The following is a 21,952-nucleotide window of genomic DNA, read 5'->3' as shown; positions in this document are numbered from 1 at the left end:
TGATTAACGCCTGAGGTTATCGTTTGCCCATGAAACCGCCTGAGTTCGGTTTTTAACAGCTATCTTCTTGAAAAGATTATAAAGGTGCGTCTTAACCGTATTTTCGCTGATAAATAACGAACGGGCGATTTCAATATTTGAAGCACCAATGCGCAATTTGTTCAGGATCTCTTTCTCCCGGTGCGTGAGCAATGCCGATTCTGAACTGTTGTAGCGGTAATTTCCGGAGTGCGTAATAAGATAGCTGGCCAGCTTTTGCGAAAAATAACACTCTCCTCGCAAGATACCTTGCAGGCCTTCTACCACCCGATTTTCTTCTTCAGTGACGTAGAACACGCCATTGATATGCGGCCAACTTTCGATGTCCCTGAAAGGGTACTCGTCAGGGGTATTCAATAATAGCACGCGGATATTATTGTTTTTCCTGCTTAAAGTATCTTGCCAGTAATGGATGAGCTTTTTATCCGCTTCCATCATATCGAAAAGAATGATGCTGCGAGGTGCAATATCATCGAAAGAACGTTGAATATTATGCAATTTTCCGTTCAGTGATAAAGATTGCTTTAAATGTTGTAATAAAGCGGTCGCCTGTAAAGAAGGTTTTGTGATCAACAGTAATGTATGACCATGTAAACTATGGACTTCATTAAACATGATGAAACCCCACTTTTTTTTGACACCTGGCAGTTGTCCTCCTGTGAAAAGAGGACACCAGAAGTACTGACAGATGTTGCGCTGCTGTGTGTAGAATTAAGCCATAGCCTCCACAGGGGAGGTAAATATAAAACCAATTTCGTACATCTAATTTCAATCTAGCTTTTACGAAGTTTAAAGCAAGTGTTAAACGTGTAACAAGATGTAAAAATCAATATTAATTTGTGAAAATGAGCTTTCATGGATGCTGTAAAATGATGAGAAAGTTGTACATTGAAATAAGTGTGCACAAATTTTAAAAATCATACAAATATTTATATCATTTTGATTATATTCATTATTATTAATTGTTTTTGAGTTGTGAACAGGTATGAGTTGCTGGATTTATCTAAGACCATGAATGAACGGTTCTGCATCTTAAGAAAACACGCGTTGTGTCACGCACTGAGAGAAATGTCATCCTGCCGTTACGTTTAACCTTCTGTAAAGAAAGTCTGGACAGCGCTTCCTGGTGCTGTACAACCTGATTTTTTAAACGCTGCAATAAAAAATTAAGCTGTCCTGTTTTCAGCTGTTTTTCTGAAAAATTACTACTTTGAGGTGACGTGATAAATAAAAATAAGCCGCGCGGGTGAGATATTTAAAATGTTTCGACGGACATACTCTTCACCGTAACGACGCGTTAACAAAATACGAGTCGTTCTAACATGAAGCCACAGTTACATGGCAATGAAATTTTAAATATAGCCAGGTCCAGGGTGACAACATGAAAAACACATCGTTATTTATGATGTTTACATTACTGGGAGTGCCTGGGTTTGTAACCGCAGCGAATTCAGATTTGGCTAACGCTGAATATAACTTTGCGGTTAATGAAATAAGCCGTTCATCATTAAATCAGGCAGCCATTATTGGTCAACAGGGCGTATTAAATGACGCTCAGGTACGCCAGGACGGTTCAAAATTACTGTCCATTGTTTCCCAGGATGGGTCAGGTAACAGGGCGCGCGTTGATCAATCAGGGACTTATAATTTTGCATATATCGCTCAGAGCGGCTTTGCGAATGATGCAGATATTACGCAAGACGGATTTGGTAATAGTGCGAAAATTATCCAGAAAGGGTCGGGTAATAGAGCAAGCATTACGCAGTACGGTACACAGAAAAACGCAGTTGTAGTGCAAAAACAGTCGCAAATGGCAATTCGCGTTATTCAACGTTAGTTATTCGCGGCGACTTAAATCAATCCGATGGGGGTTTTACCATGAAATTTATCAAAGTGGCAGCTCTTGCAGCAATCGTCGTTTCTGGTAGTGCTATGGCCGGTCTTATTGATCAAGGTGGCTGGGGCCACGGACATGGTCATGGTCACGGCGGTAATGGCCCAAATTCAACCCTGAATATTTACCAGAACGGTGGCGGTAACTCAGCTGTCGCCTTGCAGACAAATGCCAGAGATTCAACGCTGTCTATTAGCCAGAGTGGTGGCGGTAATGGCGCGGATGTCGGACAAGGTTCTGACGACAGCACCATTTCTCTGACCCAGAATGGTTTTGCCAACAGCGCAACACTTGACCAGTGGAACAGCCACGACTCTACTATGAACGTAAGTCAGTACGGTGGTTTCAACGGCGCGCTCGTCGATCAGACCGCCTCTAATTCTACGGTCAATGTTACCCAGATTGGTTTTGGTAACCACGCTTCAGCCTATCAGTATTAATACTGAAATATGTGCGACAAAAACAGGGCTGCGGCCCTGTTTTTTTTCGGGAGTTGATCATGAATACCTTAATCCTTCTTGCTGCACTATCCAGTCAGATAACGTTTAACACAGCGCAGCAGGGCGATATGACCACCATTATTCCTCAGGTCATATTGACGCAGTCGTGTGAGTGTCTGGTGCAAATAGTCGCTCAACGAGAAGGGCAAAGTGGCCAAAGTACATCACGGCAGCAAAACAAGCTTTTTATCCCCGCTAATCAGACGATCGATTTAATGCGGCTGAGTTTAAATATTGCTACGGGGGATACGGTGAACATTATTGTCACCGTCTCTGATGGTAAATCGCTTCATTTATCACAGCAGTGGTCACCGCCGGGAAGGGCGCTTTAATCATTTATAAAATCAATGATTTGCCAATGTGGCAGGCCTTCACCGTTGAGCTATGCTGTTAACAGGAACTGAGCAACTATGTTCCGGGACGTGAAACTACGTTTGCTTTAATGGAGCGCTTTTACCCCTCAAGGACGATTTTCATTGAGGAGTACATACAAGTGACCAAATATACCGCTCAACTCGTTTCTGGTTTTAGTCTGCTCGTCTCTCTTTTTATTACCCCGGTTTTTGCGGCGACGGTTGTGGAGGGTGGGGTGATTCATTTTCGCGGCGCGATTGTCGCAGACCCCTGTGAAGTGACTGCACAACAGCGGCAATTTGCGCTGTCATGCCCGGAAAATAACCAGATGCAAACGCGCATGGTCAGTTATGAAGAGGCACTTAATGGGCATGTGACCGATTCCAGCCTTGCCTCCCTCAGCATGAAATACCTCAATCCTGAAAAAACGCTCGCGGTGGTGGAAATTCAATACCGTTGATTCGTTCTCTTCCGCCTGCCGGCGGAAGAGGTTTTTCCCGATAGTTTTTTCTCTCGGGTACCTCTGCGATACACTTAAGAAAATGGCGGGAAGCAGAGGGTATTTATGAAACCGCAAATTGACGTTATTCATGGCGATATCACGACGATGCACGTTGATGTTATCGTCAATGCAGCCAATCCGTCACTGATGGGCGGCGGTGGCGTGGATGGCGCTATCCACCGGGCTGCCGGACCGCAACTGCTGGAAGCCTGCAAGACTGTGCGTCAGCAACAGGGGGAGTGCCCACCGGGTCATGCCGTTATTACGCTTGCGGGCGATCTTCCCGCGAAAGCGGTGATTCATGCCGTGGGGCCAGTATGGCATGGCGGTGATCGGCACGAGGCGAGTCTCCTTGAAGAGGCTTACCGAAACTGCCTGCGCCTGGCCGCCGACAATGGCTATAAAACCATGGCATTCCCGGCGATCAGCACAGGGGTGTATGGCTATCCGAAAGCCGCCGCAGCGACGATTGCGGTAGACACCGTATATCGTTACCTGTCGCTCAAACCGATGCCCGAAAAAGTGACATTTGTCTGTTTCGATGAGGAGACACTGCATCTTTATCAGCGGCTGTTGACCCAGCGCGGACAGGAATTAGAGACCTGAAATATACGCGGCGCACTGAGTGCGCCGCGTTTTTTTATGATGCTCTTACTTGCGGTTTCCCGGAGAAAAGGAAACGCAGAAGCGGTATCCGCAGATGGATTTCGTAAAGCACGATGGCGATTCCAATCACAAAGACCAGCCCGGTAAAGAAGCCCAGCGTGTTGGAGGCGATATGCGGTGTGATATAGGCCCCGAAGAACAGCGTGAGGGGATGGTGCACCAGATAGATAAACAGCGACGCATTGACGAAATAGGTCACGCGGCTGGACTTAAAGTTGAGCAGGCGGTGGCCAAGGGCAAAGACCACATTCACCATCCACAGGCCCAGCAGCATGGTAATGACGCTCTCGGTTTCATACATCCAGGCATCACCGCTGCCGTAGCGCTGATTTAACAGATAGGCCGCAAACGCGATGGCGGCCCCACAAGCACACCACGGCGAGGGCGTCGTGAACAGCGATTTAAGCTTTGGATAAATAAAGGCCAGCGCCCCGATTAAAAAGAAGGGGATGTAGAACAGCGACTGCATTACCACAAAATTGAACAGACCGTCGCTCAGTATCGGCGGATAAACGATAAACAGGGTGCGTCTGACCGCGGCATAGGCGATGCCCAGCAGTAAAAAGAGCAGCGACAGTTTCCCGAGGGTGATACTGGCGAAGAAGGCGTTAGCTTTATGGCTTAAATGACGGCGCAAGCGGCCAAAAATAAACACGCTGACTGTGGTGAGCACCACCAGCACCAGCAGGAACCAGAGGTGAGATACCAGCTCCCAGACCAGGGTGTTGTATTTTTCATACAGCGACAGGTTAGGCCAGTTCTCCGCCTTACCTTTTACGTACTGCAACATAATGAACTGCGGCAGCGTCAGCAGGGGAATGGCGGTCAGCATCGGAATGCCGACGCGCTCCACGCGCACTTTCCACCAGCGCTTGATCGGGTAGCGCAGAAACAGCATATAAGAGAAGTAGCCAGAAATGACGAAAAACACCTGCATGCGGAAGGCGTGAATAAAGTCATTAAACAGCGTCAGCCACCAGGAGGGCATTTGACTATTAACATGCCAGGTGTGGCTGGAGTATATCAATGAAATGTGGAAGGGGATCCCCAATAGCATCAGCCATGCCCGGATCGAGTCGAGGAAATATTCACGTTCTACTGGTGTTGTGCTCATATAACTTTGTGCATTCTCAGACTTTTCGCCTTATCCCTAAGACTCATAATGGTTACATTCGAAGCCAACCCTACACCAAGACCGACACCCTGTCTCCAGGATAAGCACGCAAAGTGAAAAGCGGGTTCTTTCATTTGCTTAATCCCTGAGCCAGCGAGCTGAACAAAGCGGTGATAATGTTGTCGGATTGCCTGAGTTTCCATTAAAATGGATCGGATCGATATAAGCACACAAAGGGGGAAGTGCTTACTTATTATGAAACATAAACCACAGATGATGAAAATGCGTTGGTTGGGTGCTGCAGTGGTGTTGTCCCTGTATACCTCATCGGCACTGGCCTTTAACATCGACGATGTCGCAAAACAGGCAAAATCGATGGCAGGCAAGAGCTACGAAGCGCCGAAAAGTAACTTGCCCTCCGTTTTCCGCGACATGAAGTATGCGGACTATCAGCAGATCCAGTTCAATCACGATAAAGCGTACTGGAACAATATTAAGACCCCGTTCAAGCTTGAATTTTATCATCAGGGTATGTACTTCGACACGCCTGTCGCCATCAATGAAGTGACGGCTACAGCGGTACGTAAAATCAAGTACAGCCCGGATTACTTCAATTTTGGCGATGTGCAGCACGACAAAGATACGGTTAAAGACCTGGGCTTCGCAGGCTTCAAAGTGCTTTATCCGATCAACAGCAAAGATAAAAACGACGAAATCGTCAGCATGCTCGGTGCCAGCTACTTCCGCGTTATTGGCGCGGGGCAGGTGTACGGGCTTTCTGCGCGCGGCCTGGCTATTGATACCGCGCTGCCATCAGGTGAAGAATTCCCGCGTTTCCGCGAGTTCTGGATCGAACGTCCAAAACCAACGGATAAACGTCTGACTATCTACGCACTGCTGGATTCCCCGCGTGCAACCGGCGCGTATCGCTTTGTGATTATGCCAGGACGTGACACGGTCGTTGACGTGCAGTCTAAGGTGTATCTGCGCGACAAAGTGGGCAAACTGGGCGTTGCGCCGCTGACCAGTATGTTCCTGTTTGGGCCGAACCAGCCGTCACCGGCGACCAACTTCCGCCCTGAACTGCACGACTCCAATGGTCTCTCTATTCATGCCGGTAACGGTGAGTGGATCTGGCGTCCGCTGAACAACCCGAAACATCTGGCCGTCAGCAGCTTTGCGATGGAAAACCCACAAGGTTTCGGCCTCCTGCAGCGCGGCCGTCAGTTCTCTCGCTTTGAAGATCTGGATGACCGCTACGACCTGCGTCCAAGCGCGTGGGTGACCCCGAAAGGTGACTGGGGTAAAGGGAAGGTTGAACTGGTTGAAATCCCAACCAATGATGAAACCAACGATAACATCGTCGCTTACTGGACGCCGGATCAGCTGCCGGAAGCCGGGAAAGAGATGAACTTCAAATACACGATCACCTTTAGCCGTGACGAAGACAAACTGCATGCGCCGGATAACGCGTATGTCATGCAGACTCGCCGTTCAACGGGTGACGTGAAACAGTCAAACCTTATCCGTCAGCCTGACGGTACCGTCGCTTTCGTGGTGGACTTCACAGGCCAGGACATGAAGAAACTGGCGCCGGATACTGCCGTGACCGCACAGGCCAGCATCGGTGATAACGGTGAAATCGTTGAGAACGCCGTACGCTACAACCCGGTAACGAAAGGGTGGCGTCTGACCCTGCGCGTGAAAGTGAAAGATCCGAAACAGACCACTGAAATGCGCGCTGCGCTGGTCAGCAACGATCAGCCGCTGAGTGAAACCTGGAGCTATCAGCTACCTGCCAATGAATAATACATCTGAATATATTGATGCCATGCCGCTGACGGATATTGAAAAAGCGGCACTGCCTGAGAGCGACATCCGCGCGGTACATGCCGCGCTGGATGGGGAACATCGTCAGTTTTCACGTGATGACGATTCTCCGCTGGGGTCAGTGAAGGCACGTCTGGAGCAGGCATGGCCGGACTCGCTGGCAGAAGGGCAGTTGATTAAAGACGACGAAGGGCGCGATCAGCTTCAGGCGATGCCAAAGGCAACGCGTTCTTCCATGTTCCCCGACCCCTGGCGTACCAACCCGGTTGGCCGCTTCTGGGATCGCCTGCGCGGGCGTGACGTTACGCCTCGTTATCTGTCACGTCTGACGAAAGAAGAGCAGGCCTCCGAACAGAAATGGCGTACCGTGGGGACGATCCGTCGCTACATCCTGCTGCTGCTGACCCTGGCACAGACGGTGGTCGCAACCTGGTACATGAAGACCATTTTGCCTTACCAGGGCTGGGCGCTGATCAACCCGGCAGACATGATGGGCCAGGATATCTGGGTCTCCTTCATGCAACTGCTGCCGTATATCCTGCAAAGTGGCATTCTGCTGCTGTTCGCCGTTCTCTTCTGCTGGGTATCGGCCGGTTTCTGGACCGCGCTGATGGGCTTCCTGCAGCTGCTGATGGGACGAGACAAATACAGCATTTCGGCGTCTACGGTCGGGGATGAACCCCTGAATCCTGAGCACCGTACGGCGCTGATTATGCCTATCTGTAACGAAGACGTTGACCGCGTATTCGCGGGTCTGCGCGCAACCTGGGAGTCCGTTAAGGCAACCGGTAACGCCGCCCATTTCGACGTCTATATCCTGAGCGATAGCTACAATCCGGACATCTGCGTTGCCGAGCAAAAAGCCTGGATGGAGCTGATTGCAGAAGTACAGGGTGAAGGTCAGATCTTCTACCGTCGTCGTCGTCGTCGTGTGAAGCGTAAAAGCGGCAACATTGATGACTTCTGCCGTCGCTGGGGTAACCAGTACAGCTACATGGTGGTGCTCGACGCCGACTCGGTGATGAGCGGTGACTGTCTGAGCGGTCTGGTGCGTCTGATGGAAGCTAACCCGAACGCGGGTATCATCCAGTCTTCGCCAAAAGCGTCCGGCATGGACACGCTTTACGCGCGCTGCCAGCAGTTTGCCACCCGTGTTTACGGGCCGCTGTTTACTGCCGGTCTGCACTTCTGGCAGTTGGGTGAGTCCCACTACTGGGGTCACAACGCCATTATTCGCGTGAAGCCGTTTATTGAGCACTGTGCGCTGGCTCCGCTGCCGGGTGAAGGTTCGTTTGCCGGTTCGATTCTGTCGCACGACTTCGTGGAAGCGGCGTTGATGCGTCGTGCAGGGTGGGGCGTCTGGATTGCCTACGATCTGCCTGGCTCCTATGAAGAACTGCCGCCGAACCTGCTGGATGAACTTAAGCGTGACCGCCGCTGGTGTCACGGGAACCTGATGAACTTCCGTCTGTTCCTCGTCAAAGGGATGCACCCGGTTCACCGTGCGGTATTCCTGACCGGCGTAATGTCTTATCTGTCCGCGCCGCTGTGGTTTATGTTCCTGGCGCTGTCCACGGCTCTGCAGGTGGTGCATGCGCTGACGGAGCCGCAGTACTTCCTGCAACCGCGTCAGCTGTTCCCGGTGTGGCCACAGTGGCGTCCGGAACTGGCGATCGCGCTGTTTGCCTCCACCATGGTGCTGCTGTTCCTGCCAAAGCTGCTCAGTATCATTCTGATCTGGTGCAAGGGCTCAAAAGAGTATGGCGGTTTCTGCCGGGTAACGGTTTCACTGCTGCTGGAAGTGCTGTTCTCCGTGCTGCTGGCGCCGGTACGTATGCTGTTCCATACCGTGTTTGTGGTTAGCGCGTTCCTGGGCTGGGAAGTGGTCTGGAACTCACCGCAGCGTGACGATGACTCCACGCCATGGGGTGAAGCCTTTATGCGTCACGGCTCGCAGCTGCTGCTGGGTCTGGTGTGGGCTGCAGGGATGGCATGGCTGGATCTGCGCTTCCTGTTCTGGCTGGCGCCGATCGTCTTCTCGCTGATCCTGTCGCCGTTTGTGTCGGTCATTTCAAGCCGCTCAACGGTTGGCCTGCGTACCAAGCGCTGGAAACTGTTCCTGATCCCGGAAGAGTATTCACCGCCGCAGGTGCTGGTGGATACCGACAAGTATCTGGAGCAGAACCGCAGTCGTACGCTGGATGATGGCTTTATGCACGCGGTGTTTAACCCGTCGTTTAACGCCCTCGCAACGGCTATGGCTACCGCGCGTCACCGTGCCAGTAAGGTGCTGGAGATTGCCCGCGATCGTCACGTTGAGCAGGCGCTGAACGAAACGCCAGAAAAACTTAACCGCGACCGTCGTCTGGTGCTGTTAAGCGATCCGGTGACCATGTCGCGTTTACACTACCGTGTCTGGTCGTCCCCGGAGCGATACTCGTCGTGGGTGAACTACTACAACGATCTGAAGCTTAACCCGCTGGCGCTGAAGGCGAAGTAAGTGGCTACGTGGGCGGGTAAGCAATGTGCCGCCCGACAGATAAAATACCGGCTTAATCGCCGGTATTTTTTTAGAGGTAACGGATGAAAATAATCATCGTCGTCATGATGGCATGTCTGCTGAGTGGCTGTGGCAGCATCATCAGTCGCACCATTCCAGGGCAGGGCCACGGGAATCAGTATTATCCGGGCGTGAAATGGGATGTCCGGGATTCCGCATGGCGCTACCTTACGGTGCTCGATCTGCCGTTCTCGCTGATTTTCGACACGCTATTGCTGCCCATCGATGCCAGCCACGGCCCCTACGAGTAGCGGAAATTAACGCTCGTCCCACTCATCAGCTGCCGTCTGACCTTCTTCTGTATCCAGTGGTGGCTCGAGCTGGAATTCGCCCTCATCCCACTCATGCAGGGTGTTTTCTTCCAGCCACTCCTGACGCAACTCAATTTCATCATAGTCGCCATCAAAGACGGCCTGGGCACCTTCACCGCTCAGGATCGGCAAACATTCGCCTTCTTCGCCTTCGTCAGCGAAGAATTCGGCCTGCCACATAATATCCCCATCCTGCAGGACATACTTTTGGATATTGAGTTGTTGCACGTCAGCATCTTCTTCGTCAACGCCGGGATTATCGGCGAGGAACTCTTCACGAGCGGCATCAATAGCTTCTTCCAGCGTGGCGTACATGGTCATTGGTGTCTCCCTGTTTTCCAGAAGGTTTCAGGGAAAGAATAGCTGAATATCTGATTCTGCAAGTATGAATGCAAAAATAAGCCGTCACGCATTCGTCTTATTCAGCCACTGGCCGTAATGTCCGGGATAAGCTGAACCATGAATAAATAGCATTAAACAGCACCACGCCTGCCGTGACGATAAAGACGGCGCGGAAACCGAAGCTGGCAGAGATCCCGGCACCCACCAGCGGGCCGGTAACGTTGCCGATGTCGCGAAATGACTGGTTGTAGCTAAATATACGTCCGGCGATTTGGTTGGTTGAGTTGTAGACCAGCAAGGTCTGAACAGCGGGCAGTAACGCGCCGTCGGCAGCGCCCAGCAGGAAACGCAGCAGCCCCAGTTGCCACGGGGATTGCACCATCGACATCGGGATAAGCAGCAGGACGGAGATCACCAGGGCACAGAGCAGGATCTTTTCCGGCCCCACGCGATCTCCCAGTTTGCCCAGCCTTGGGGCGCTGAGCAGAGCCGCCACCCCGGGTACTGACGCAATCAGGCCGCTGATAAAGGCAATATTGCTAACGTTGCCCGCCAGATCGCGAACGTAGAGCGTCAGAATCGGGGCAATCGAACCGGTCGCAACCTGAATAATCAGGGTGGTGACAAACAGACTCAGTACCAGTCTGGGGTTCTTAAGTGAAGCCAGCACATCCCGCGCGTGGAGCATCTCTTTTTTGGCGACGGGCGTGAAGTGTTCGCGAATGCAGATCAGCGTGACGATAAAGCAGAGGAACAGCACGCTGGCAGTAATGAAAAACACCGGGCGCAGACCATAGCTGTCCGCCAGCAAGCCGCCGGCCAGAGGCCCCAGTAATGCGCCGCTCACGCCACCGGTTGAGAGCGTCCCGAGCGCCCAGCCGCTTTTATGACGCGGAATTTGGGTGGCGATCAGCGCATTAGCATTGGGGATAAATCCCCCCAGCAGGCCAAGCAAGGCGCGCAAAATCAGAAACTGCCAGACGTTCTGTGCCACGCCCATCAACGCCATGATAATGGCCATCCCCAGCGCCGAGCGCAGCAGCATGATTTTGCGCCCTTTACGGTCGGCAAGGCCGCCCCAGAACGGCGAAGCAATGGCGGAGAAGAGGAAAGTGATGCTGAACACCAGACCAGACCACATATTGAGCGCACTGTGACCCGTCACGCCCAGTTGTTCAACATACAGGGGCAGAAAGGGCATCACGAGGCTAAACGCCGCGCCGGTAAGAAAACAGCCGAGCCAGGCAACCGTGAGGTTACGTTTCCAGTTTATGGGGGCATCTGAGGGTGACATAACAATCCGCGTAATAAGGGTGCAGAACACCGTAAGGCATGAAGTAATAAGCCTGCTAATTATGCGCCCGGGTTATGATTGCCGCAATGAGGAAGAGCTTTTAAAGCTAAAACAGGTAGCGGCCCGTAGGGCCGCAGGGGGTTAATAGCGGGACGGCGTGCCTTCTGGCCGCGTTTTAAAGCGACGGTGGAGCCACATATACTGTTCCGGCGCGAGCATTATGCACTTCTCGACAATGCCATTCATCCAGTGCGCGGTGGTTTCTGCATCGGTCAGCGGCGGGGCCAGTTCCGGTTCCAGCATAATTAATTCGTAACCAGAACCATCCGGTTTGCGACGTGGAACAAACGGAACGATGGCGGCTTTGGACATGCGCGCCAGCATCCAGGTACCGGTGGTGGTGGCCGCCTCCTGAACGGCGAAAAACGGCACAAATACGCTGGACTGCGGACCGTAGTCGTGATCGGGGGCGTACCAGACCACTTCACCTGATTTGAGGGCGCGGATCATCCCCTTCAGATCCTTACGGTCGATCATACTTTTATTGGAACGCATACGGCCATTGGTCTGGATGAGATCGATAACCGGGTTATCGTTAGGACGATAAACACCAATGCCGGGCGCCTGCATACCGAACATACGGGCACCGATTTCCAGGGTCAGAAAGTGTACGCCAATCAGCAGCACCCCCGTCTGGTTTGCCTGCAGCGTATGCACGGGCTCCATGCCCGTTCCGGCAACAACGCTCCAGCGCGCCATGCGTTTATCCGGCCAGAACCACGCCATTCCTGTCTCCATCAGCCCCATGCCGACAGATTCGAAATTCTTTGTCACCATGTCATGACGTTCTGACTCGCTCATCTGCGGGAAGCACAGCTCAAGGTTGCGGTATGCAATCCTGGCGCGACGTTTCATAAACGTTTGCGCAAGACGACCCAAACATTTGCCCAGACGGAAAATAACAGGGTAGGGGAGTTGGACCAGAAGCCATAAAAAGCCAATGCCAAGCCAGGTCAACCAATAGCGGGGATGCATAAGGGCGACAGTAAATTTCGGTAACTGGGTCATGTCTGTCCTGTGTTCTAACGTCCTGAAGGGCTTAGTGTCTCATTTTTTACTACATAGCCAAAATGTCTGTTGTCGAAACGCGTACTTATGCAGCAATTGTTATGACGAATAGTTCAGGCTGACAGAAATGTAGCGTAAATTGTGTGGATGTAAATTGTTATTGTTTGCTATATGATGCCGACCGATTTTACTTTCTCAATAACGATTGCAGGACTTGTACACCATGCCAGTGTTACACAACCGCGTATCGAATGAGATGTTGAAAGCGCGTATGTTGGCTGAAACCGAACCGCGCACGACCATCTCATTCTATAAATACTTCACGATCAACGATCCGCAAGCGACCCGCGATGAACTTTATAAAGCCTTCACAGCGCTGAATGTGTTCGGGCGCGTCTATCTGGCGCGTGAAGGTATCAATGCCCAGATCAGCATCCCGGAAAGCAACGTGAGCGCCTTCCGCGATTTTCTCTACGGCTTCGACCCGGCACTGAACGGCTTACGCCTGAACATTGCCCTGGACGATGACGGTAAATCATTCTGGGTGCTGCGCATGAAAGTGCGTGAGCGCATCGTGGCAGACGGCATTGACGACCCGGAATTCAACCCGGCCGACGTGGGGGAATACCTGAAGGCGGCGGAAGTCAATGCGATGCTTGATGACCCGGACGCGGTATTCATCGATATGCGTAACCACTACGAATATGAAGTGGGCCATTTCGAGAACGCAATGGAAATCCCGGCCGATACCTTCCGCGAGCAGCTGCCGAAAGCGGTTGAGATGATGCAGGAACATAAAGATAAGAAAATCGTTATGTACTGCACCGGCGGCATCCGCTGTGAAAAGGCCAGCGCGTGGATGAAACATAACGGGTTCAATAAGGTCTGGCATATCGAAGGCGGTATCATCGAGTATGCCCGCCGTGCCCGTGAGCAGGGATTACCGGTACGTTTTATTGGTAAAAACTTCGTCTTTGATGAGCGAATGGGTGAGCGTATTTCAGAGGACGTGATTGCCCACTGCCACCAGTGCGGCGCACCGTGCGACACCCATACCAACTGTAAAAATGACGGATGTCATCTGCTGTTTATTCAGTGCCCGGCGTGTGCGGAGAAGTTTAACGGCTGCTGCAGCGAACTGTGCAGTGAAGAGAGCATGCTGCCGGAAGAAGAGCAGCGCCGCCGTCGTGCGGGTCGTGAAAACGGCAATAAGATTTTTAATAAATCGCGTGGCCGACTGAACACCAAACTCGGCATTCCTGACCCGGAATAAGCATAACGCCCGGCAACGTAAAACCCTGCCGGGCGTGTTTATTATGACTTCTGCTGTACACCTTCAACAGAAATAATCAGCTCCACGTCCTGAGAGGCCGGGCCCAAATCCGTGGTGATATTAAAATCTTTCAGATGAATTTTGCCTGCCGCTTCAAAGCCTGCACGTTTTCCACCCCAGGGATCATCGCCCTGACCCAGTAATTTGGCGTCGAGGGTGACCGGTTTGGTGACACCATTGAGTGTCAGATTGCCGGTAATATTCAGCTTATCGCCCTCTTTCTTCACTTCCGTCGACGCGAAGGTTGCCTGTGGGAATTTCGATACATTCAGGAACTCTGCACTACGCAAATGTTTATCGCGCTCAGCATGGTTCGTGTCGACGCTGTTTGTATTAATGGTCACATTGACCTTATCGGCGGCAGGATTTTTATCGTCAAAGGTGAATGTGCCGTCAAAATCCTTAAAGGTACCGTACAGCCAGCTATATCCCAGGTGCTGAATACGGAAATTGACGAAGGCATGCTGGCCTTCTTTATCAATTTTATAATCAGCCGCCACGGCCGAGCCGGTGGTGAATAACAGAGAACCCAGTGCGATACCCAGCAGGTGTTTTTTCATTTTATGCTCCAGAGTCAACTGACGAACGGCCAAGCATGCGCTTTAGCGTATCGTCTTTATCGATGAAATGGTGTTTAAGGGCGGCAAGCCCGTGCAGCACAGAGAGGATGACCACACTCCATGCCAGCCAGAGATGAACCACGCCTGCGGTATCGGCCTGAACCCCCGCGTCAGAGAGCGTGGCCGGCACCTCAAACAGGCCAAAGACGCTAATCGGCTTGCCGTCTGCAGTTGAAATGAGATAGCCGCTAATCAGAATCGCGAACAACAGGAGATAGAGGGCAATATGAGCGGCCACAGCGCTGACACGCGTCAGTTTACTGTGGGTTTTAGGCGCGGCAGGCGGCGGGGAAATATGACGCCAGATCACGCGAATAACCAATGCCATCATCAGCAGGACGCCGATGCTCTTATGCAGCTCTGGTGCCTGGTGATACCAGCCGTCGTAATAACTGAGCGTCACCATCCACAGTCCCAGTCCGAACATCGCATAAACGGTGAGGGCAACTATCCAGTGCAAAAACATGGATATTATTCCGTAGCGCTGAGAGGAGTTACGCAATTGCATCAGAATGACCATTCATGAATTAACAGAATAGTAAAAATGAACGGGAATAAATGATATTGCAACTGAAATAACTGGATATCGTTTTTTAATTTTCTTATTTCAGCGGTTTTGAAAATGATCCGCAAATGTAATTCAATGGCTTCGTCCAAGGCGCAATAAACAGCCGGAGTGAAGGTTAAATCAACCTAAAGTAATGTCAGAAATTGTCAGTAATGCCTTTCAGTAAAATACAATGTAAATAATATCAATGAGTGCCAGTAACGCCCACAATAAAATATAGAGCATAAAATGCTCACGAATGTTGTTGATAAGAAAGCTAACGATCCTGCGCATAACGTCCCGTTTTGATGTGAAGAACGGGCCCCGGACGTCCGGAGCCCGCGGCGGATTATCGGTTAAAACGCGAAAGTGAGAAGGGGGTAAGATCAAACTGCGGTGCGATACCCTGGGCAAACTGCGCGGCGATTTCACCCAGTACAGAGGCGAACTTGAAGCCATGACCGCTCAGGCCGGTGACGAGCAGCGTGTTGTCATGCCCCGGCAGGGTGTCGATGATAAAGTCTTCGTCCGGTGTATTGTCGTAGGTGCAGGCTGCACCATAAAGTAAGCCACCCACGCCCGGCAGAATATTACGCAGGAACGAGAAGGCTTCGGAGCCATCTTGCGGGTATGCACCAAACGGTTTGCGCTCTTCAGGCGAAGAGATCGCCTGCCCACCATTGTGTTTGCCGATTTTGAGCGCGTCTTTCTCAGACGGGAAGCCGTAAAACTGATCGCCGTTCGGTAACTCGCCGGTGAACGCCGGGAATTTATTCTGCGCACTGTAACGACCATCCGACTGGAACCACGAGAAGACCTTGCGCACCGGCTGAACGGGCAGGTCTGGCAACAGACGGGTGACCCAGGTCCCTGCGCTAACCAGCAGACGGGACGCTGAATATTCTCCATCCGCAGTGGTGACCGTAACGCCGTCAGCGTGATGGGTAAGGGATTCAACCGGGCAGTTGAAGAGCTGAGCGCAGCCCGCTTTTTCTGCAAGACCGATCCAGGTTTTGATGGCCGTTTCACAGTGCAGGACCCCGGAGTTGGCTTCAAACAGACCGATATAATCGTCCGGGACGGTGATCTCTGGCCAGCGGCTCATGATGCCCGCCGCGTCCAGTTTCTCAACGTCAAGGTTGAACGCTTTCGCACTCTGTTCCACGTTGGCCAGAAAATCAGAGCTCGCCGGGCCAAGGTTGATGACACCCGTGCGTTCGAAAATGCGCTCTTCGGTCAGTTTGGCCAGTTCATCCCACAGTGTCTGGGCGCGGAGCACCAGCGGAACATAGCGCTCGCCTTCACCATAGGCGTGGCGAATGAGTCGGGTGTCGCCATGATGGCTCCCCTCCGCATGCGGAGGCAGATGGGCATCGATCATCAGGACCTTCAGACCCGCTTGCGTTGCGTAATAACCTGCGGCAGAACCTACGGATCCGCTACCCATTATGATTAAGTCGTATCTCATATGCATCTCTTGAATTCACGCTTTGTTAGCAGAGTAATTAACTATGCAGGCTGATACAAGGGAGAAATAAATAAGGCACCCGACGGGTGCCTGTTGAGTGAAGAATAGGTATAAAACTAGTGCCGTTTATACTCATTTTCCTGATAGTCACCAGATTCTATTTTGGCAATACCTGCTTCTAAAATAGAAATAAACTGGCGCGCGACGTCTGTTGTAAGCCACAGCGTCTGTCCAACTTCCGCTTCTTCACGGTTGAGTTGATTCGGGGTCTGGTAGTGCAAACGCAGCATCAGCGCATCGTAGCTATCTACGGTGCTGATATCCCAGCCTACAAGCGGATGGGTCTGGATGACTTCACTATTCTTTTCCATTATAACCCCCTTAATGCGTGTTAGAAGACAACGGCTCTGAGGTTCAATGCATGTTTTTCTGAAAGCATCTTCAGTATACAAGTAATAAGGGTTCCGAAGGGAAAAATAAACAGTTGGCAACACATTTTTCTGCTTTTTAGGATTGTTCGAACAATAAAACACCATCTTGTTCACGATTTTTAAATCTGATGCCGAATTAATTTGAACTAACAGGATTTCAGGCGAAAAAAAGCCGGGGCGACCCGGCAAAAAAGAACAATGAGGGAGCAAGATTAATCTGTGATGAACCAGTCATCGGCACTTTCCCACGTTTCCTGCAGGATTTCGCTGATTCGGTCTTTATCTTCTTTCGCGCCACCGATGACGGAGAGGTTGTTTGCCGCCGCGTAACGAACCGTTACGGCGCCCGCATTTTCAGGAAAAGTGTTGTTAATACGGCGGGATAATTCACCGGCCAGCGCATCAAGTGCGCCAGCAGGCAGAACGGTTGTTTTGGCTATGGTGACTTCAATACGCATAAATGCCCCCTGTGTAATATACTGTTTATTTATACAGGCATATTATCGTTTTGACAACAAGGGGCATTGTTTTTTTTAGCGTTTTACCGTCCAGTTGACGGTTTCACCCGCCAGGAATGGGATCAGCGTGTCATCCGTCAGTGGAATGGCCTCGTCCACCTGGCTCTCTTTGCGTTCCAGCTCAATAAAGGTGTCGTTGACCGGCAGCCCGTAGAAGCGTGGTCCGTTGAGCGAGCAGAAGGCCTCGAAGTGCTGCAGGGCATTCATCTCTTCAAACACGGTCGCGTAGCTGGCGAGCGCCGTCGGGGCATTGAAACAGCCTGCGCAACCGCAGCTTGCCTCTTTGCGATGGCGTGCATGAGGGGCGGAATCCGTGCCGAGGAAGGCGCGGGAGAAGCCGCTGGCAACGAGTTCACGCAGCGCCTGCTGGTGGATGTTACGTTTCAGGATTGGCAGGCAATAGAGATGCGGACGTACACCGCCAACCAGCATGTGGTTGCGGTTAAACATCAGGTGCTGTGGCGTAATGGTGGCGGCAATCAGCTCATTGCCATCGCGGACATATTCCGCTGCATCTTTAGTGGTGATGTGTTCAAACACCACTTTAAGCGCAGGAAGGCGCTGGCGCAGCGGCTCCATCACGGTTTCGATAAAGCGGGCTTCACGGTCGAAGATATCAATCTCGGCGTGGGTCACTTCACCGTGTACCAGCAGCGGCATGCCCAGTTTCTGCATGCGCTCCAGAACCGGCATGATGGCGTCAATGCTGGTGACACCGTGGCTGGAGTTGGTGGTGGCGTTAGCCGGGTAGAGTTTCGCCGCGGTGAACACGCCTTCGTTAAAGCCGCGTTCCACTTCATTCGGATCGAGGGAGTCGGTCAGATAGCAGGTCATCAGCGGGGTGAAATTATGTCCCGCCGGCACGGCATCAAGAATTCGCTGGCGATACGCCATAGCGGCATCAACGGTGGTGACTGGTGGCACCAGGTTAGGCATGACAATCGCGCGGCCATAAATTTCGCTGGTATACGGCACGACGGTTTTCAGCATATCGCCATCACGCAGATGGATATGCCAGTCGTCAGGGCGGCGGATTTTTAGAACCTGGGGTTGTGCAGTCATGGAAGCTCCGGCTTGTCAGGAATCAGTCATAAGGATGGCTGTTTTTGCCGGACACAAATCATAAGCGGAAACGTTTTCGTTTGCACACTTTTCCGTAAAAAAAAGGGCGCTTTTGCGCCCCTTCAGGTTAATCGGTGAAAGGAATGACGATCTCTCCCGGTTTCACCTCTATTCCTTTGGCATATTTTTTCGCGAGCGCCTCACCCTTGCTCTTGTCTTCACTTAAGACATACGCAGGCTGCTGGTTAAAGTAGTTGCGCAGCGACTGGTTCAGATAGGGCATCAGAGTCTGCATAACCGGTTTCATCTTATCCGGGGAAACCTCCGCATCGACCACTTCCATCTCCTGCAGGAAAATGGCCCCTTTCTCTTTGTTAAAGACCGGCAGCGCCTTGAGCTTCAGCTTAATGTTGGCTTTCTGGTTGCCGAAGAGGGAGGTCATATCGAGATTGGCATCCCCGGCGAGGGTGACTTTATTCGGCTCTTCGCGTCCAATCTGACTGGTCAGGTTGCTGAGGACGATATGCGCATCGGCAAGCCCCGGTACACCAATGTCTTTTGAAAAGTTGTTATGTTTTTCCAGCGCCTGATTAATTTCCTGCTCACTGACGGTGTATTGCGTAAGCTGGTTACAACCTACCAGCAGGCCGCTGACAATGAATGCGGCGGCAATGACAATTTTTTTCATAGTGTTCCTCAACGAAAAATCGGCGCTACTGTCCTGTTACGCCAGTATGTCAGGGTGAAATAGCAGAAACCAGCAGAAAAAACTGATAATGACGGCGGGGGACCCCCGCCGGAGAGAGGGTTATGCGCCAGGTTCGAGCATGCCGCTCGCGCTGCGCTTCTGGCTGAATTGCCACCACAGCGCAAGGAGCGTCATAAAACCGACCACGCCGAGCATCATCCATGGCAGTTCCGGTTGACTCAACGCTTTACCTGCATCAAACAGCCAGCCGCCGCCGGCGTAGCCTAAGGCACCGCCAAAGGCCAGCCCCAGGCGACTGAACCCCATATAACTGCCGCGAGCACGCGCGTCGGCAAGCGAAGCGCTCAGCGTTTCACGTGCCGGTTCGGCAATGATCGAGCCGATATAGAATGTGCAAATCAGCGTAAATAGCTGCTGGAGTGAGTTCACCAGCCCGATGGGCATCATGCTGAGTGTCATCAGTAACAGGCCGGCCATCAGGCGATGCTCCAGGCGAAAACGTCGTTCGCTCCAGCGGGCAATCGGGTACAGCAGGGTCAGGGAAAGACAGGCTTCAATGGCGTACATCCATTTTACCGCGCCAGGCGTGCCCGCGATGTCGTTCACTATGATCGGGAGCATTAGCATTACCTGAACGGCCAGCATGTAGTAACCCGTCAGGGTCAGCACGTAAGTAACGAAGCGTTTGTCACGCAGGACGCGGCCAAGTCCTTCACGCACCGGGGCTTTGACCGTCGACAGTTTCCAGGCCGGCAGGAACAGGGCATTAAAGAGGGCGCACAGAATAAATAACACCGCGCCCGCTGCGCAGACCAGACGGAAGTCGTACTGCAGCAGCCAGCTTCCCAGCAGTGCGCCGATCACCGCTCCGGCACTGTCCTGCATCATCAGAATCGAGAAGAAGCGTCCCCGGTGCTGCGGGCGAATGAGCTTAACCACCAGCGCGGTGCGCGGTGGATCAAACAGGGTGCCGCCGATACCGGAGAGGAAGCAGGAGAACCACAGCAGCCAGGGCTCCTGAGCAATCGCCATGGTGGCGAAGCCTGCCGCGCGCAGCAGCATACCGGTTACGATCATCGGTTTGGCACCAAAGCGGTCGGCTATGGCGCCACCAAACACGCCCAGACCCTGCTGGACAAACTGGCGTAACCCCAGCGCGATACCGACCATCAGTGCCGCCCAGCCCATTTGATCGACAAAGCGGATCGAAATAAGCGGAAACACCACAAAAAAGCCGAGCACGACCAGCATGTTATCGACGAGCAGGAAATATTTACCCAGGCTCCTGGCCTGTGATACGCGGGACATTTTCCCTCCAGGGAAAACAGGATGGTGAGCACGCTAACATTCTGCGGTGTCGCCACGTTTTTTCCCACCCCTGCACGTGACAATATTTTTTTATCAAAAGAGCGCTTTGATAGAGAGTTCTCATCGAAAAATGTGAAAAGAGGTCAAAATGGTATGTCACTGTTTTCACAGACGGCACAGGCGCAGGTATAGTAAAGCTAATGGGTAAGCAGAAGTGACGGGAAGGAGTGGTATCGATGTTTGGCTATCGCAGTAATGTGCCAAAAGTGCGTCTGACAACGGACAGGCTGGTCGTTCGTCTGGTGCATGAGCGTGATGCCTGGCGTCTGGCGGATTATTACGCCGAGAATCGCCAGTTTTTAAAACCCTGGGAACCCGTTCGGGATGAGAGCCATTGCTACCCTTCCGGCTGGCAGGCGCGCCTCAGCATGATTGCCGAATTCCACAAGCAGGGTAGTGCGTTCTATTTCGCGCTGCTGGATCCGGAGGAAAAAGAGATCATCGGCATTGCCAACTTTTCCAACGTGGTGCGCGGATCGTTTCACGCCTGTTACCTCGGCTACTCCATCGGCCAGAAATGGCAAGGACAAGGGCTGATGTATGAGGCGTTAACGGTAGCGATCCGTTATATGCAGCGCACCCAACATATCCATCGCATTATGGCGAACTACATGCCGCATAATCAGCGCAGCGGTAATTTGCTGGCGCGATTAGGGTTTGAGAAAGAAGGTTACGCTAAAGATTATCTGCTGATCGACGGAGAATGGCGTGACCACGTTCTGACGGCATTAACCACCCGGGACTGGACTGCAGGCCGCTAAGGAGAAGAGATGAAATATCAGTTAAGCGCGACAGAAGCGCGTGTTATTGGCTGCTTGCTGGAAAAACAGGTCACCACGCCGGAGCAATATCCGCTCTCCGTCAATGCCGTGACGATGGCGTGTAATCAGAAAACCAACCGTGAGCCGGTGATGAATCTCGGCGAGCACGAGGTGCAGGACATTCTTGACGAGCTGGTTAAACGCCATTACCTGCGTACCGTCAGCGGTTTCGGTAACCGCGTGACCAAGTATGAGCAGCGATTTTGTAATTCAGAGTTCGGCGATCTGAAGCTGAGTGCCGCCGAGGTGGCGGTGATCACCACGCTGTTACTGCGCGGGGCGCAAACGCCGGGTGAACTGCGTACCCGGGCTTCCCGCATGCATGAGTTCGCCGATATGCAGGAGGTTGAGCAGACCCTGGATGGGCTTGCCACTCGTGACGACGGCCCTTACGTGGTGCGTCTGGCGCGTGAGCCGGGTAAACGCGAAAGCCGTTATATGCATCTCTTCAGTGGTGAAATTGATATTTCAGTTAAGTCCGTTGCAGCCGATATCACTGCTGGAGAGGACGATTTGGTTGCCCGCGTAGAGGCGCTGGAAGACGAGGTCGCCGGGCTGAAACAGCGTCTGGACGCATTGCTGGCACATTTGGGAGATTGAC

At 52.3% G+C, this 21,952-nt stretch carries 25 protein-coding genes; 11 read left to right on the top strand and 14 right to left on the bottom strand.

Features of this window, described 5'->3' with window-relative positions:
• Positions 1–3: 3 nt before the first annotated feature.
• Complete coding sequence (gene csgD, locus NQ842_RS15800) at positions 4–654, bottom strand: biofilm master transcriptional regulator CsgD (protein ID WP_257256052.1); 651 nt, start codon at positions 652–654, stop codon at positions 4–6.
• 766 nt (positions 655–1,420) lie between these two features.
• On the opposite strand from csgD, the gene csgB reads away from it, so the two are divergent.
• From csgB to ymdB, 5 genes are all read left to right on the top strand, one after another.
• Entirely contained in the window at positions 1,421–1,876 is a 456-nt protein-coding gene (csgB, locus tag NQ842_RS15795) for a curli minor subunit CsgB (RefSeq protein WP_046888595.1), read from the top strand.
• Between the two features lie 41 nt (positions 1,877–1,917).
• Positions 1,918–2,373, top strand: a complete 456-nt coding sequence (csgA, locus tag NQ842_RS15790) for a curli major subunit CsgA (protein ID WP_014831411.1) — start codon at positions 1,918–1,920, stop codon at positions 2,371–2,373.
• A gap of 59 nt (positions 2,374–2,432) precedes the next feature.
• The gene (gene csgC, locus NQ842_RS15785; RefSeq protein WP_014831412.1) at positions 2,433–2,765 is read left to right on the top strand and encodes a curli assembly chaperone CsgC; all 333 of its coding nucleotides are present in this window, start codon (positions 2,433–2,435) and stop codon (positions 2,763–2,765) included.
• 161 nt (positions 2,766–2,926) lie between these two features.
• Positions 2,927–3,247 (top strand): type 1 fimbrial protein, encoded by a 321-nt coding sequence (locus NQ842_RS15780; protein WP_014831413.1) that lies wholly within the window; start codon positions 2,927–2,929, stop codon positions 3,245–3,247.
• Positions 3,248–3,352: 105 nt separating this feature from the next.
• On the top strand, positions 3,353–3,895 hold the full coding sequence (gene ymdB / locus NQ842_RS15775; protein WP_014831414.1) for an O-acetyl-ADP-ribose deacetylase: 543 nt from the start codon (positions 3,353–3,355) through the stop codon (positions 3,893–3,895).
• A gap of 34 nt (positions 3,896–3,929) precedes the next feature.
• Here the strand turns inward: ymdB and mdoC are convergent, their stop codons facing one another.
• Positions 3,930–5,069 carry a glucans biosynthesis protein MdoC gene (gene mdoC, locus NQ842_RS15770; protein WP_043951601.1) on the bottom strand — a complete coding sequence of 380 codons (1,140 nt, stop codon included), beginning with the start codon at positions 5,067–5,069 and terminating at the stop codon, positions 3,930–3,932.
• Positions 5,070–5,324: 255 nt separating this feature from the next.
• Between mdoC and mdoG the strand changes: the two genes are divergently transcribed.
• The 3 genes from mdoG (at position 5,325) to NQ842_RS15755 (ending at position 9,710) form a co-directional block, all read left to right on the top strand.
• Positions 5,325–6,878 (top strand): glucans biosynthesis protein MdoG, encoded by a 1,554-nt coding sequence (gene mdoG / locus NQ842_RS15765; RefSeq protein WP_043951602.1) that lies wholly within the window; start codon positions 5,325–5,327, stop codon positions 6,876–6,878.
• Positions 6,871–9,399 carry a glucans biosynthesis glucosyltransferase MdoH gene (gene mdoH / locus NQ842_RS15760; protein ID WP_014831417.1) on the top strand — a complete coding sequence of 843 codons (2,529 nt, stop codon included), beginning with the start codon at positions 6,871–6,873 and terminating at the stop codon, positions 9,397–9,399. Before mdoG ends, mdoH begins: the two co-directional genes overlap by 8 nt.
• A gap of 83 nt (positions 9,400–9,482) precedes the next feature.
• Entirely contained in the window at positions 9,483–9,710 is a 228-nt protein-coding gene (locus NQ842_RS15755; RefSeq protein WP_013097162.1) for a YceK/YidQ family lipoprotein, read from the top strand.
• A 6-nt stretch (positions 9,711–9,716) separates the two neighbouring features.
• On the opposite strand, the gene NQ842_RS15750 is transcribed toward NQ842_RS15755, so the two are convergent.
• The 3 genes from NQ842_RS15750 to NQ842_RS15740 all read right to left on the bottom strand — a co-directional run bounded on the left by NQ842_RS15750 (position 9,717) and on the right by NQ842_RS15740 (position 12,474).
• Positions 9,717–10,091 (bottom strand): MysB family protein, encoded by a 375-nt coding sequence (locus NQ842_RS15750; RefSeq protein ID WP_014831418.1) that lies wholly within the window; start codon positions 10,089–10,091, stop codon positions 9,717–9,719.
• Between the two features lie 97 nt (positions 10,092–10,188).
• Positions 10,189–11,406 (bottom strand): multidrug efflux MFS transporter MdtG, encoded by a 1,218-nt coding sequence (gene mdtG / locus NQ842_RS15745; protein ID WP_050861062.1) that lies wholly within the window; start codon positions 11,404–11,406, stop codon positions 10,189–10,191.
• Between the two features lie 141 nt (positions 11,407–11,547).
• Positions 11,548–12,474, bottom strand: coding sequence for a Kdo(2)-lipid IV(A) acyltransferase (locus NQ842_RS15740; protein WP_014831420.1), 927 nt, complete (start codon positions 12,472–12,474; stop codon positions 11,548–11,550).
• A 223-nt stretch (positions 12,475–12,697) separates the two neighbouring features.
• Between NQ842_RS15740 and NQ842_RS15735 the strand changes: the two genes are divergently transcribed.
• The gene (locus NQ842_RS15735; protein WP_014831421.1) at positions 12,698–13,747 is read left to right on the top strand and encodes a rhodanese-related sulfurtransferase; all 1,050 of its coding nucleotides are present in this window, start codon (positions 12,698–12,700) and stop codon (positions 13,745–13,747) included.
• A 41-nt stretch (positions 13,748–13,788) separates the two neighbouring features.
• Here the strand turns inward: NQ842_RS15735 and NQ842_RS15730 are convergent, their stop codons facing one another.
• From NQ842_RS15730 to mdtH, 9 genes are all read right to left on the bottom strand, one after another.
• A complete protein-coding gene (locus tag NQ842_RS15730) occupies positions 13,789–14,367 on the bottom strand; it encodes a YceI family protein (protein WP_014831422.1) in 579 nt (192 codons plus the stop codon).
• Between the two features lies 1 nt (position 14,368).
• Positions 14,369–14,935 (bottom strand): cytochrome b, encoded by a 567-nt coding sequence (locus NQ842_RS15725; protein WP_014831423.1) that lies wholly within the window; start codon positions 14,933–14,935, stop codon positions 14,369–14,371.
• 219 nt (positions 14,936–15,154) lie between these two features.
• Positions 15,155–15,268 carry a DUF2770 family protein gene (locus NQ842_RS15720; protein WP_014831424.1) on the bottom strand — a complete coding sequence of 38 codons (114 nt, stop codon included), beginning with the start codon at positions 15,266–15,268 and terminating at the stop codon, positions 15,155–15,157.
• A 55-nt stretch (positions 15,269–15,323) separates the two neighbouring features.
• A complete protein-coding gene (gene solA, locus NQ842_RS15715; RefSeq protein ID WP_050861064.1) occupies positions 15,324–16,442 on the bottom strand; it encodes an N-methyl-L-tryptophan oxidase in 1,119 nt (372 codons plus the stop codon).
• A 116-nt stretch (positions 16,443–16,558) separates the two neighbouring features.
• A complete protein-coding gene (gene bssS, locus NQ842_RS15710) occupies positions 16,559–16,813 on the bottom strand; it encodes a biofilm formation regulator BssS (protein WP_008500827.1) in 255 nt (84 codons plus the stop codon).
• Between the two features lie 272 nt (positions 16,814–17,085).
• Positions 17,086–17,331 (bottom strand): DNA damage-inducible protein I, encoded by a 246-nt coding sequence (gene dinI / locus NQ842_RS15705; protein WP_014831426.1) that lies wholly within the window; start codon positions 17,329–17,331, stop codon positions 17,086–17,088.
• A gap of 75 nt (positions 17,332–17,406) precedes the next feature.
• The gene (gene pyrC, locus NQ842_RS15700) at positions 17,407–18,453 is read right to left on the bottom strand and encodes a dihydroorotase (protein WP_047362217.1); all 1,047 of its coding nucleotides are present in this window, start codon (positions 18,451–18,453) and stop codon (positions 17,407–17,409) included.
• A 127-nt stretch (positions 18,454–18,580) separates the two neighbouring features.
• Positions 18,581–19,141 (bottom strand): lipoprotein, encoded by a 561-nt coding sequence (locus tag NQ842_RS15695; RefSeq protein ID WP_014831428.1) that lies wholly within the window; start codon positions 19,139–19,141, stop codon positions 18,581–18,583.
• Positions 19,142–19,261: 120 nt separating this feature from the next.
• Complete coding sequence (gene mdtH, locus NQ842_RS15690; RefSeq protein WP_257256051.1) at positions 19,262–20,470, bottom strand: multidrug efflux MFS transporter MdtH; 1,209 nt, start codon at positions 20,468–20,470, stop codon at positions 19,262–19,264.
• Positions 20,471–20,706: 236 nt separating this feature from the next.
• On the opposite strand from mdtH, the gene rimJ reads away from it, so the two are divergent.
• Both rimJ and NQ842_RS15680 read left to right on the top strand, forming a co-directional pair.
• Positions 20,707–21,291 (top strand): ribosomal protein S5-alanine N-acetyltransferase, encoded by a 585-nt coding sequence (gene rimJ / locus NQ842_RS15685; RefSeq protein ID WP_013097146.1) that lies wholly within the window; start codon positions 20,707–20,709, stop codon positions 21,289–21,291.
• Between the two features lie 9 nt (positions 21,292–21,300).
• Positions 21,301–21,951: a YceH family protein gene (locus tag NQ842_RS15680; protein ID WP_182381565.1), complete on the top strand. Its 651-nt coding sequence runs from the start codon at positions 21,301–21,303 to the stop codon at positions 21,949–21,951.
• Position 21,952: the final 1 nt, after the last annotated feature.

This window comes from Enterobacter cloacae complex sp. R_G8, assembly GCF_024599795.1.
In the GTDB taxonomy this organism is placed as follows: Bacteria; Pseudomonadota; Gammaproteobacteria; order Enterobacterales; family Enterobacteriaceae; genus Enterobacter; species Enterobacter dissolvens.
The sequence above is the reverse complement of the archived record's forward strand: the minus strand, read 5'-3'. Positions and strand labels throughout refer to the sequence as shown.